This window comes from Micromonospora sp. NBC_00421 (assembly GCF_036017915.1).
In the GTDB taxonomy this organism is placed as follows: Bacteria; Actinomycetota; Actinomycetes; order Mycobacteriales; family Micromonosporaceae; genus Micromonospora.
Genome location: NZ_CP107929.1, coordinates 136,984 through 149,216, shown reverse-complemented (window position 1 = coordinate 149,216; position 12,233 = coordinate 136,984). Strand labels below are relative to the sequence as shown.

Genomic DNA, 12,233 nt, shown 5'->3' with positions numbered 1-12,233 from the left:
GCTGCAAGAAACAGCAGTTCAAACGCCACTTTCGGAGGATGGGGCGGGGGCGGACGGAGGCGCTTCGACCACGAGCAGCATCACGCTCTATACGAATCCGTCAATCTCATGAGAACCTGAATGATCGTGTGATCGCACGACTACCTAGGGCTATCTAAGCTGGAGGCGCGCGTGGCCCAGATGTCGCTCTTCGGTAGTGGTGAGGCCGACCCCGACCCGAAGCCCGCCGACGATCGCGTCGTTCGGCTACAGCTACTGATCACAGTGAAGGCGGCACCGAACCCGTCGGAGAGGTACGGGGAAACCGTCTGCGTAGCCGGCCTGCGGACGGACGTGCTCAAGCCCACGTGGGTGCGCCTCTACCCGATCAATTTCCGGCACCTCGACAGCGACGAGGCGTTCAAGAAGTACGACATCATCTCCGTCGATGCCAAGCCGGCACGGCAGGATCAGCGGCGCGAAAGCTGGAAGCCGATCATGGACCGGATTCAGAAGGAGCGCCATCTCGACGGCTGGAGGTCGCGACAGCCGCTGCTTGACCCGGCCGTCGAGGATTCGATGTGCCGACTCAACCGCGAAGCCCGAGATCACGCGGACGCCAAATCACTGGCCCTGGTACGTCCCAAGGAAGTTCACACGCTCAAGGTCACGCCGCACGACGGCTGGACTCCTGACGAGCAACGCAAGATTGAGGCATACGCAAGCCAACCGGACCTCTTCAGCGGCCGGAGCAGATCTCCGCTACAGGCACCCCGCTTCAAAGCCGCATACCACTACCGCTGCCACGAACATGGATGCAACGGACACAAGCAGCACGTCATCGACTGGGAACTGGTAGCGCTGCAACGCCGGCTCGTCGGCTACTCGGACGCTGCGCTACGGGAAGCGCTGGAGACCAAGTTTCTCGGAGAGATGTGCGCGCCGAACCGTGACGTCGCCTTCTACGTCGGCAACCAGGCCAAGCGGGTCCACGTCTTCAGCGTGCTGGGGGTGTACTGGCCACAGCGATAGATGTCCGGTCTTCGAGCGCACGCATCACGACCTGGCGGTGGCACCGGCTCTCATCCGCCTCGAAGCAGAGCAGTGCAATCAGCTCGCGCTGGGCCGTCTCAGCGAGCGCGTCGAGGGCTGCCAGTGACTCACCCTGGCTAAGCCGGGTGGCGTACACGGCACGCGCCAACTCCAATTCCTCAGGCGTGCCACCGAACCCGGGGCGATTCTCCTTGGGGTTGCCGAGCTCGCGACGGTGCTCGTACGTGATCCCCTGCGCGGCGAGCGCGTGACCGAGCGCCGACTTGCTGAAGCCACGCTTCCGGGAGATCGGCGTCATCCGGACATCGACCAGTCGCGTGACGCCCGCGCTCACCAGTCCGCTGACGAACTCGTCGATGGAGCGACCTTCGTAACCGACACCCAGGATGCCGGGCTGGTGACTCACAGCTAACGTGACGCTCATCGGAACACCCTTTCATGTCTTGCGAGTCAAGACCATCGGGACGGCCAAGGACGCGCCTCCCACAGCTCAGAACGCGAGCGACGGCACAAGGCAACGAGGTAACCGTGGGACGTGGCGCACACCGTGGGCAGTTGCTGGATTTCGCCCGCCGGCCCGTGCCTACTGTCCCCATGGGGACAGGACACAAGCTCGTCGCACCATGAGCAGCCGAACGGGAGGACCAGTCGGCCTGCGTTTTGGCTGGTGGGGCGGGCGGGGTTCGAACCCGCGACCGAGGGATTATGAGTCCCCTGCTCTAACCGGCTGAGCTACCGCCCCCGATGCCGCGCCGGATCGTAACCCGCCCGGCGGACCACCGGCCACCACCGAACCGGTGCGCCCGGCGAACCGGTGGCCACGATGGGCTACGCGAGAATAACAGTCAGCAGTCACCCCGGAGGCACTCGAATCAGCCCGCCGCGCGGAGTTCCGCGAGCACCGCGCCGGCCGTCCGCCACCCGCTGGCGAGGGCCCCCTGGATGGAGGGGCTGTCCCGGTGGTCGCCGGCCACGAAGAGCCCGTCGCCGAGGGCCACCGGCTTGCGCAGCCGCCCCTGCGGCGGTGGCGCGGCGGGCAACGCGTGCGGGATCGAGACAGTGGTCAGGTGGGTCCAGTCGGCTGTCGAGCGTCCGTACAACCGGTCCAGTTCGGCCCGGATCGTCGGCTCGGGCGGGGCGTCGGGGCCGACCACGGAGGTGGCCACCAGGTGCCGGCCCGGTGGGGCGTACGACGGCGCGGCCCGGCTGACGACCACCGTGTTGGCTACGAGTTCCCGCCGGTCGCCGTCGACGAGCAGGATCGGTTCGTCGAGCGGCGCTTCGGGGGCGCTGTGGTAGTAGGTGGTGTAGCTGTGCGTACGTACCCGCGGCAGGGTGGGCAGCAGCGTGCTCGCCGCGGTCGGGTCGACCGCGACCACGACGGCGCGGCACTCGATCTCACCGGCCGGGGTGCGGACCCGGCCGGGCGCGACCTCGGTGACCGGGGTGTCGCAGGTGACCAGGTCGACGGGGAGCGGGGCGGCCACGGCCTGCGGCAGCGCGGCCATCCCCCGGGCGGGCAGCCCGATCCGACCCCGGGCGAAGGAGCGCAGGATCATCGCCAGCACATGGCTGGAGGTCTCCAGCTCCCGGTCGATGAGCACGCCGGACAGGAACGGCCGGATCAGCTCCTCGATGATGGTGTCGGAGAGCCCGGCCCGGCGCAGGGCCGCCTCGCTCGTGGTCTCCGGCGCGGTGAGCAGCCGGTGCGCCGGCAGGGTGGCGCAGCCGGTGGCGAGGGCGGCGAAGCGCAGCCGGTCGAGCAGCGAGCCGATGCCGGCGAGCGCGGTGGCCGGTGCGCCGCCGGGTTCGCGGACCGGGTGGACCAGCCGGTCGAGGCGGTCGCCCCGGCGGACCAGCACCCCGGAGGTGAACCACCCGAGGTCGAGGGTGCCCAGGTCGAGCAGGGTGCCGAGCCTCGGGTACGCGGTGTTGAGCACCTGAAAACCCCGGTCGAGCAGGTATCCGTCGACGGCGTCGGTGGCGACCCGGCCGCCGAGCCGGTCGCCGGCCTCCAGCAGCCGCCAGGGCACCCCGGCCCGGTGCAGCCGGCGGGCGACCGCCAGCCCGGCCAGGCCACCGCCGACGATCACCACGTCCGTCTCAGCGGGCACGTTCCACCTCCGCGTCGTCGCGCACCGACCGGGACAACCGGCTCGGCCACCAGACCTTCGGCCCGATGTCGTACGACAGCGCGGGCACCAGCAGCGAGCGGACCACGATGGTGTCCAGCAGTACGCCGACCGCGACCGCCACGCCCAGCTCCACGAGCACCACCAGCGGGAGTACGGCCAGTGCGGAGAAGGTGGCGGCGAGCACGATGCCGGCCGAGGTGATCACGCCGCCGGTGACGGTCAGCCCGGCCAGCACCCCGGCCCGGGTGCCCCGGCGGACCGACTCCTCGCGTACCCGGCTCATCAGGAAGATGTTGTAGTCGATGCCCAGGGCGACCAGGAAGACGAAGGCGAAGAGCGGGAAGGACGCGTCGACGCCGGGGAAGTCCAGCAGGTAGGTGAAGATCATCGCGCAGAGCCCGAGGGTGGCCAGGAACGACAGCACCACCGTCGCGATCAGCAGCACCGGCGCGACCAGCGCCCGCAACAGCAGGGCCAGGATCACCGCGATCACCACCAGGACGACCGGGATGATCACGTTGCGGTCCCGGGTCGACGCGTCGGAGGTGTCCACGTCGATCGCGGTGAACCCGCCGACCACGGCGTCGGCGGCCGGCACCCGGTGCACCGCCTCGCGTAGGTCACGGATCGTCCGCTCGGCGGCGTCGCTGTCCGGCGGGTCGGTAAGGGTCGCCTCCAGCTGCGCCCGCCCGTCGACGACCAGGGGCGGGGCGTTCGGATCCGGTGGGCCGGCCTGGTCCCGCCGGGTCACCGGGCGGACGGCGGCCACCCCGGCGACGCCCTGCGCGACCCGGGCGACCTGCTGGGCGGTCTGCTCCCGGGTGAAGATGGTCGCCGGGCTGCCGGTGCCGGCCGGGTAGTGCCGGGCGATCACCTCCTGCCCGGCGACCGAGTCGGTGCGGTTGGTGAACAGCTCGGACTGGCCCAGCGTGGTGGCGCCGAGCTGGGTGAGGCCGAGCACGAGCAGGGCCAGCACCCCGGCGGTGGTCAACCAGACCACCCGGGCCCGGCGGGCGACGAAGCGGGCGATCCGGGCCCACAGCCCGTGTTCGGCCTGCGCATCGGCAAGATCGACCCTGGGGGTACGCGGCCAGAACGCCCGCCGGCCGCCGAGCACCAGCAGGGCGGGCAGGAAGGTCAGCATCACCAGCAGGGTGGCGGCGATGCCGATGGCGGCGACCGGGCCGAGCGCCCGGTTGGAGTTCAGGCTGGACAGCAGCAGGCAGAGCAGGCTGACGATGACGGTGGCACCGGAGGCGGCGATGGCCGGGGCGGCACCACGCCAGGCGGTGCGCATGGCATCCCAGGGGCGCTCGTGCCGGTGCAACTCCTCCCGGTAGCGGGCGATCAGCAGCAGCGCGTAGTCGGTCCCGGCACCGAAGACGAGCACGGTGAGGATGCCCTGCGCCTGCCCGTTCAGCTTGATCACGTCGTTCTTCGCCAGGTAGTAGACGAAGACCGACGCCAGCGAGTACGACATCCCCGCCGCCAGCAGCGGGAAGATCCAGAGCACCGGGCTGCGGTAGACGATCAGCAGGATGACCAGCACCACCACCAGGGTGACAAGCAGCAGGGGCCCGTCGATCGCGGAGAAGACCTCGATCAGGTCGGCGAGCAGCCCGGCCGGGCCGGCGACGTCGACGGTGAGCCCGTTCCGGTCGCCCCCTGCGATCGTGCGGAGTTCGTCCACCACCTGGCCGATCTGCTCCCCTTCGGAGTCGTCGATCGGCACCACCACCTGGAGGGCCTGCCCGTCCTGGCTGGCGATCGGCGGGGGCAGCGGCCCCAGCACACCTTTGAGCTGGGCGAACCGGGCGCTGTCGGCGACGGCCCGCTGCTTGTCGGCGGCGGTGATGCCGGTGCTGCGCGCGTACACCACCAGGGCGGGGGTGGTCGGCTGCGCGACGAAGCCGGCGGCCAGGTCCTGCGCCCGGGTCGCCTCGGCGTCGGCGGGCAGAAAGGAGGCGTTGTCGTTCGTCGCGACGTCGCCCAGCTTGCCGGCGTACGGCCCGGCGACCCCGCCGACGACCAGCCAGGCCAGGACGACCGCCACGGCGATCAGCGTGGCCGCACCCCGGCCCCGTCCACCGACCATCTTCTCGGTCACCCCTCAAATCGACGCACCAATCGACGCAGCGGGAGTCTAAGTCGACATCTGCCATCCTGCCGCCCGGGTACGTCATCCGGGGCCGAAACCGACCATCCACCCCATCCCTCCCATTGCGCCATCTCCACCCCGCCACCACTGGCCGGTCTGACTGCCCCCTGCGCCGCCGCCCGCTCTGCTGCCTGCCGCACCCTGTCCTGCCCCACCCGATCGGCGCGCCACCGCCGCCCAAGCCACCTACCTGCGCCGCCGTCCTTCCCGGCTTGGACGGGCGTCCTTCCCGGCCTGGGCAGGCGTCCCACCCTCGCCCTGATCAGCACCGCCACCTGCCACCCTTCGCCCTCGGCACCACCGGTCAGGCCCGTCGCGGACCCTGTCGATCTGATGACGCAGACGGTTCGCTGCCATGAGCAAGGCCGGATCGCGCGGAAGTGGCGAACGGACAACCGGGGGCATCGACGAGCCGCACGCCGCCATGGCGCCCAAGTTTTGTGGAGATCTGTTGTCGCCAGAGCAGCCAGAGCAGCAACAGATCTCCACAAAGGGCACGAGCAGCATCGACATCGGTAGAGCTCGACGGGCAGCAGAGCCATAACCGGCGGGCTACAGCGCGGGCAACGACGAGCAAAGCGGGCAGCACAGCGCGCAGGAGACAGCGGGCAGGAGACAGGCGGCGGGCACCAGACAGCGGTCAGGCGGCAGGCAAGGGCCGCAGAGCAGGCGACGGGCAGCAGAGCAGGCGACGGGCAGCAGGGCGGGCAGTGGGCGGGAGCGCGGGCGGCGGAGATGATCAAGTAAGGGCACCGGGCAACTGAGGCACCGGACATACGGAAACGCCCGCCGGCACTGCCGACGGGCGTGAAGTGGAGGCTGAGCTCCCCCGTTTGGACTCGAACCAAAAACCTGCCGGTTAACAGCCGGCTGCTCTGCCAATTGAGCTACGGGGGACTGCGTCGTCACGTCGTGCCGGATCTCTCCGGCGCTCGGGGACGGCACAAGAGTACAGGACTTCGGGGGGGTTCGGTCCAGGGGGTTGCCGCATTCGACCGCGCCGCCACGAATCGGGACAGCCGACGCCAATAATGCGGACAAATCGTCATCCTGGTACAACCAGGCATGAGCGCGGAGCAGGATGGGTAGTTAGCTGTCGACCGAGGAAGACGTGGGGCGCGACGATGGTCGGTCCCGGCCGGAAACCACCGGGCGGGAGCGACGGGAGCGTCAGGTACGGAAGGAGCCGCCATGCGCGGAAAGATCATGTTTCTTGGCGGGCTGGCTGCGGGCTTCGTCCTGGGCGCCCGTGCCGGCCGGGAGAAGTACGAGGAGCTGGTCGTGCGGGGCCGCAAGGTGCTCGACCACCCGACCGTCCAGGAGGCGGCCGGGGTCGCGCAGGCCCAGGCGACCCGCCTTTACAGCGAGGGCAAGGACAAGCTCGGCCAGTCCAGGCTCGGCGAGAAGCTCAACACGGGCAACGGCAGCCGGCCGGAGCTGACCCCGGCGGACGACACCTTCGCGGGCACCCCGGCCACGGTCGGGGCCAAGTCGGGCATCAACCCGACCAGTTCGTCGGCGACCACCCCGAAGCCCAAGGCGCCGGGTACCGGCACCAACGGCAGCACGATCTGATCGTCCGTACGTCGTGGGGCCGGTCGCCAGGTGGCGACCGGCCCCACGCGTGCCTCAGTCCTTGCCGCTGCTGAACGCCGCGTCGAACGCCGCCGTCGGCGCGTCGAAGGCCAGCCGACGGACGAACTCCAGCGCCTCGGGCGCACCGACCAGCCGGTCCATCCCGGCGTCCTCCCACTCCACGGAGATGGGCCCGGTGTACCCGATGGCGTTCAACGCCCGGAAGCAGTCCTCCCACGGCACGTCGCCGTGACCGGTGGAGACGAAGTCCCAACCACGCCGCAGGTCCGCCCAGGGCAGGTGGGAGGCGAGCCGACCCCGCCGCCCGTCCCCGGTACGCACCTTCGCGTCCTTGCAGTCGACGTGGTAGATCCGGTCGGCGAAGTCGAAGATGAAGTTCACCGGGTCCAGTTCCTGCCACACGAAGTGCGACGGGTCCCAGTTGAGCCCGAACGCGGGCCGGTGGCCGATCGCCTCCAGGGTCCGCTTGGTGGTCCAGTAGTCGTACGCGATCTCACTGGGGTGCACCTCGTGGGCGAACCGCACCCCCACCTCGTCGAAGACGTCGAGGATCGGGTTCCACCGGTCGGCGAAGTCCTGGTAGCCGCGTTCGATCATCGCCGGCGGCACCGGCGGGAACATCGCCAGGGTGTGCCAGATGGACGAGCCGGTGAAGCCGACCACGGTGTCCACGCCGAGCTTCGCCGCCGCACGGGCGGTGTCCTTGATCTCCTCGGCGGCCCGCTGGCGTACCCCCTCGGCTTCGCCGTCGCCCCAGATCCGGGCGGGCAGGATGTCCTGGTGCCGCTCGTCGATCGGATGGTCGCAGACGGCCTGGCCCACCAGGTGGTTGGAGATCGTGAAGACCTTCAGGTTGTACTTGGCCAGCGTCTCCCGCTTGCGCTCGACGTACGAGTCGTCGGCGAGCGCCTTGTCGACCTCGAAGTGGTCGCCCCAGCAGGCGATCTCCAGGCCGTCGTAGCCCCATTCGGAGGCGAGCCGACAGACCTCCTCGAACGGCAGATCGGCCCACTGGCCGGTGAAGAGCGTGATCGGTCGCGCCATCGTCTGTCTCTCCCCTGTTGTGGTGGGGATTCCTGGGCGGGACCGGGGCGAGGGGACCGGGCCGGGCCGGTACGTCGGCGGCCGTGCCGGATCACCGGTGGATGCACGCGCACCTGGGCCCAACGGGTTGCGCCTCCCGTCGGGTCACCGGCCACCGTACGGTCGCCGAACCCACTCTAGGGCCGCCGGACCGGACAGGGAAGAGGCCCGGGTCCGGCCGTCGCTCGGAACGCGGCCTCGGCGGGCGGGTGCCCGACGGCCCGGCCGACGCCGTCGGGAACCCGTCGGGACGGCGTCCAGCCGAGCCGTCGGATCAGGCGTCCCGCCTCCGCAGCAGGATCGCCGCCGCGCTGGCCAGGACCGCCAACCAGCCCACGAACACGGCCAGCCCTGCGCCCGGGGAGAGCAGGTCCGGGTTCGATCCGATCGACATCAACGCCTGCCCGGCGTTCGACGGCAGGTAGGGCGTGACGGCGTCCGACCAACTGTCCGGCAGGAGCGAGGTGAGTCCGGGCACCACGAGCAGCAGGGCCACCACGCTGGTGATCCCACCGGCGGTGTTGCGCAGCAGGGCACCGAGCGCCACGCCGAGCACCCCCACCCCGGCCAGGTAGCCGGCCGCGCCGAGGACCGCACGCAGCACCCCGTCGTCGCCGAGGGAGATCCCGTCCGTGCCGAGGATGTGCTGCCCGCCGAGGAAGGTGAGCAGCACGGCCGGCACCAGCGCCGCCAGCGAGACACCGGCCAGCACGACCACCTTCGCACCGAGCACCGGCCAGCGCTTCGGCACGGCGGCCAGTGACGACCGGATCATGCCGGTGCCGTACTCCCCCGCCACCAGCAGCACGCCGAGCGTGCCGATGAGCAGTTGCGCCAGGTTGACCCCGCCGAGGCTGACCCCGAGCGGCTCGAGCAGGGACGTCCCCGGCGGCCCGGGCGGAGGCGGGGCGCCGGGGGTGGGCGGGTTGTTCGCCAGCACAGCGGAGAACGCCAGGCCCAGACCCACCAGGACGGCCACGGTGGCGGCCAGCATGATCAGGGACGACCGGAGCGAACGGAACTTGATCCACTCTGCGTGGACCACCCGCCACCAGGTGACCCGGGCGTCGGTGGGCACGGACGCCCGGGTGAGCGTGGCGCTGGTCATCAGTTGCTCCTTCCGGCCGCCACCGGCACGGCGACGACGGGTTCGGTGGGGTACTCGACGGCGTCCCGGGTCATCGTCATGAACGCCTCTTCCAGGGACGCCTCGACGGCAGCGAGTTCGTGCAGGGTGAGACCGGCCGTGGCGGCCAGGTCGCCGATCTGCTCCCGGCCCAGGCCGGTCACCTCCAGCAGTCCGGGCTCGCCTGCGGTCACCGTCACATCCGGGCCGACGAGCAGCTCACGCAGCACGCTGGCCTGCGGTGAGCGGACCCGCACCGCGTTGCGGGTGCCCTGCCGGGTGAACTCCTCGACCGAGATGTCGGCGATCAGCCGTCCCCGGCCGACGACGATCAGATGTTCGGCGGTCTGGGCCATCTCACTCATCAGATGCGAGCTGACGAAGACCGTCCGGCCCTCGGCGGCGAGGCCCTTCAGCAGATCGCGGATCCACCGGATGCCCTCCGGGTCGAGGCCGTTGACCGGCTCGTCCAGCATCACCACCTTCGGGTCGCCGAGCAGCGCAGCGGCGATGCCGAGCCGCTGGCCCATGCCGAGCGAGAAGCCGCCGGCCCGCTTGCCGGCCACCTCGTGCAGGCCCACCAGGTCGATCACCTCGTCGACCCGGCGTCGGCCGATGCCCGTGGTGGCCCCCATCGCGAGCAGGTGGTTGCGGGCGGACCGGCCGGTGTGCACCGCCTTCGCCTCCAGCAGCGCGCCGATCTCGCGCAGGGGGGCGGGGTGGTCGGCGTACCGCCGGCCGTTGACGGTGACCGTGCCGGTGGTCGGGGCGTCCAGGCCGAGGATCATCCGCATGGTGGTGGACTTACCGGCACCGTTGGGGCCGAGGAAGCCGGTGACGATCCCCGGCTTGACCTGGAAGGTCAGGGAGTCGACGGCGACCTTGTCGCCGTAACGCTTGCTGAGGTCGGTCACTTCGATCATGTGACCAACGATGGCTCGGGCACCCCGCTCGTGGCGTCGGCTGTCGGCAGACACCTGTGCGTACCACCATGGTGGTAGCCGGCCGCCCCGGCTACCGCAGCGGACGCACCACGGGCCGGGGGATCAGCGGGTCGGCGGGTCCGCGACCCGCACCAGACCACTCTGGTACGCGAGCACGACGAGTTGCGCACGGTCCCGCGCGCCCAGCTTCGTCATCGCCCGGTTGACGTGGGTCTTCGCGGTCAGCGGCGACACCACCAGGTGAGCGGCGATCTGCTCGTTGGACAACCCACCGGCGACCAGGGTCACCACCTCCCGCTCCCGCTCGGTGAGCACCCGCAGCCGCACCGGGTCGACCCGTGGGTCCGGCTGCGGCTGGGACAGGAACCGGGCGATCAGTCCCCGGGTCGCTCGCGGCGACAGCAGCGCCTCGCCGGCCGCCACGGTCCGGATCGCGTCCAGCAACTCGGTGGGCTCCACCCCCTTGCCGAGGAACCCGCTCGCCCCGGCGCGGAGCGCCTCGAAGACGTACTCGTCCATTTCGAAGGTGGTCAGGATCAACACCCGTACGCCGACCAGGTCGTCGTCACCGCTGATCTCCCGGGTGGCGGCGATGCCGTCCAGTCCGGGCATCCGGATGTCCATCAGCACCACGTCGGGCCGGGTCTGCCTGGTCAGGTCGACGGCCTCCCGCCCGGAGGCCGCCTCGCCGACCACGCTCAGGTCCGCAGCGGATTCGACCAGTACCCGGAATCCGGCCCGCAGCAGCGTCTGGTCGTCGGCCAGGAGGACCCTGATCGTCACTCGGCCAGCTCCTCGGGGGCGGGCAGTTCGGCACGGACCTGCCAGCCACCGTCCGGAAGAGGGCCGGCGGAGAAGGTGCCACCGACGGTCTCGGCCCGTTCCCGCATCCCGATCAGCCCGAGCCCGGTGCCCGCTCCGCGGGACCGTCCGGTCGCCCCGGTCACCGGCTCACCACCCGTCGGCCCACCCTCCGGCCGGGGGGTTCCGTCGTCGCGTACCTCGACGGTGACCCCGGCCGGTCCGTAGCCCAGGCGGACGGCGACGGCCGCCCGGGGGGCGTGCCGGTAGGCGTTGGTCAACGACTCCTGCACGATCCGGTACGCCGCGACGTCCACGGCGGTGGGCAGCGGCCGGGGTTGCCCGGCGACCGTCCAACGCACCGGCTGACCGGTGCTGAAGCCCTCGACCAGCGCGTCGAGGCGGTTCAGGCTGGGGGCCGGCTCGGTGGGGCTGTCGTTCTCCCCGGCACCGCGCAGCACCCCGAGCAGGGTCGCCAACTCGTCGAGGACGGTCCGGCTGGCGGCGCGGACGTGCCCGAGCGCCTCCTGGGCCGCTTCGGGCTGCCCGGACAGCAGGTGCCCGGCGACCCCGGCCTGCACGTTGATCAGGGCGATGTGGTGGGCGACCACGTCGTGCAGCTCCCGGGCGATGCGCAGCCGTTCCTCCGCCACCCGGCGCAGCGCCTCCTCCTCGCGGGTCTGCTCCGCACGACGGGCCCGTTCCTCCAGCACCGCCACGTACGCCCGACGGCTGCGCACCGCGTCGCCGCCGGCCACCGCGAAGCCGAACCAGAGCAGCAGCACCACGATCTCCGGCCGGACCCAGGAGACACCCAGGACGAACACCGCGGTCGCGCCGATGGCGAGTGCGGCACCGGTCCCGGTCACCCAGGCGGTCCACCGATCCGTCCGGGAGGCCACGGTGTACGCGGCGATGGCCACGATGATCATGAAGGGGCCGCGGACGAAGCCGAGCAGCAGGGCGGCCACCACCAGCACCGTGACCGTGCCCAGCACCGCCAGGGGACGACGGCGACGCAACGCCAGGGCACCGCAGCCGGCCAGGGCGAAGAGCACCGTGCCGACGGCGAGCGGGGCGCGGGACGCGCCGCCCGGCGGGTTCACCGGCAGCAGGCTGACCACGAACAACAGCGCCGCCAGCAGCACGTCGGCGACCGCCGGGTGTCCCCGTACGGCCCGCCGCCACCGCACGATGCCTTCCATCCCGCCAACGTACGGCAGCCCCCACCCCCCAACCGCCCAACCCCCACCCTGCCCCCGGTGATCAAGAGGTTTGCGTCATGTCGGGCCGACCGTCGTGACGCAAACCTCTTGATCACCGATGCGAACCACGGGCGGGAGCCCGGGTGGGGTTGG

Annotated in this window: 10 protein-coding genes and 2 tRNA genes; 2 read left to right on the top strand and 10 right to left on the bottom strand. The window is 71.1% G+C overall.

The features are described from left to right. The first annotated feature begins 171 nt into the window (after positions 1-171). Complete coding sequence (locus OHQ87_RS00670; protein ID WP_328343955.1) at positions 172-1,011, top strand: hypothetical protein; 840 nt, start codon at positions 172-174, stop codon at positions 1,009-1,011. On the opposite strand, the gene OHQ87_RS00665 is transcribed toward OHQ87_RS00670, so the two are convergent. From OHQ87_RS00665 to OHQ87_RS00645, 5 genes are all read right to left on the bottom strand, one after another. Next, positions 977-1,456, bottom strand: a complete 480-nt coding sequence (locus OHQ87_RS00665; protein ID WP_328343953.1) for a DUF488 domain-containing protein — start codon at positions 1,454-1,456, stop codon at positions 977-979. The genes OHQ87_RS00670 and OHQ87_RS00665 overlap by 35 nt on opposite strands. Before the next feature lie 241 nt (positions 1,457-1,697). After that, positions 1,698-1,774 (bottom strand) — tRNA-Ile (locus tag OHQ87_RS00660). Between the two features lie 130 nt (positions 1,775-1,904). Then, on the bottom strand, positions 1,905-3,146 hold the full coding sequence (locus tag OHQ87_RS00655; protein WP_328343951.1) for an NAD(P)/FAD-dependent oxidoreductase: 1,242 nt from the start codon (positions 3,144-3,146) through the stop codon (positions 1,905-1,907). After that, complete coding sequence (locus tag OHQ87_RS00650; protein WP_328348694.1) at positions 3,136-5,262, bottom strand: MMPL family transporter; 2,127 nt, start codon at positions 5,260-5,262, stop codon at positions 3,136-3,138. Before OHQ87_RS00650 ends, OHQ87_RS00655 begins: the two co-directional genes overlap by 11 nt. Before the next feature lie 887 nt (positions 5,263-6,149). Further along, positions 6,150-6,222, bottom strand: a tRNA-Asn gene (locus tag OHQ87_RS00645). Between the two features lie 294 nt (positions 6,223-6,516). On the opposite strand from OHQ87_RS00645, the gene OHQ87_RS00640 reads away from it, so the two are divergent. Continuing rightward, positions 6,517-6,900, top strand: coding sequence for a hypothetical protein (locus OHQ87_RS00640; protein ID WP_328343949.1), 384 nt, complete (start codon positions 6,517-6,519; stop codon positions 6,898-6,900). Positions 6,901-6,954: 54 nt separating this feature from the next. Here the strand turns inward: OHQ87_RS00640 and OHQ87_RS00635 are convergent, their stop codons facing one another. The 5 genes from OHQ87_RS00635 to OHQ87_RS00615 form a co-directional block, all read right to left on the bottom strand. Further along, a complete protein-coding gene (locus tag OHQ87_RS00635; RefSeq protein WP_091238403.1) occupies positions 6,955-7,965 on the bottom strand; it encodes a sugar phosphate isomerase/epimerase family protein in 1,011 nt (336 codons plus the stop codon). Between the two features lie 313 nt (positions 7,966-8,278). Continuing rightward, positions 8,279-9,112 (bottom strand): ABC transporter permease, encoded by an 834-nt coding sequence (locus tag OHQ87_RS00630; protein WP_328343945.1) that lies wholly within the window; start codon positions 9,110-9,112, stop codon positions 8,279-8,281. Beyond that, positions 9,112-10,053, bottom strand: coding sequence for an ABC transporter ATP-binding protein (locus tag OHQ87_RS00625; protein ID WP_328343943.1), 942 nt, complete (start codon positions 10,051-10,053; stop codon positions 9,112-9,114). The genes OHQ87_RS00630 and OHQ87_RS00625 overlap by 1 nt, the downstream gene beginning before the upstream one ends. A gap of 123 nt (positions 10,054-10,176) precedes the next feature. Next, entirely contained in the window at positions 10,177-10,857 is a 681-nt protein-coding gene (locus OHQ87_RS00620) for a response regulator transcription factor (RefSeq protein ID WP_328343941.1), read from the bottom strand. Then, the gene (locus OHQ87_RS00615; protein ID WP_328343939.1) at positions 10,854-12,080 is read right to left on the bottom strand and encodes a sensor histidine kinase; all 1,227 of its coding nucleotides are present in this window, start codon (positions 12,078-12,080) and stop codon (positions 10,854-10,856) included. The genes OHQ87_RS00620 and OHQ87_RS00615 overlap by 4 nt, the downstream gene beginning before the upstream one ends. Positions 12,081-12,233: the final 153 nt, after the last annotated feature.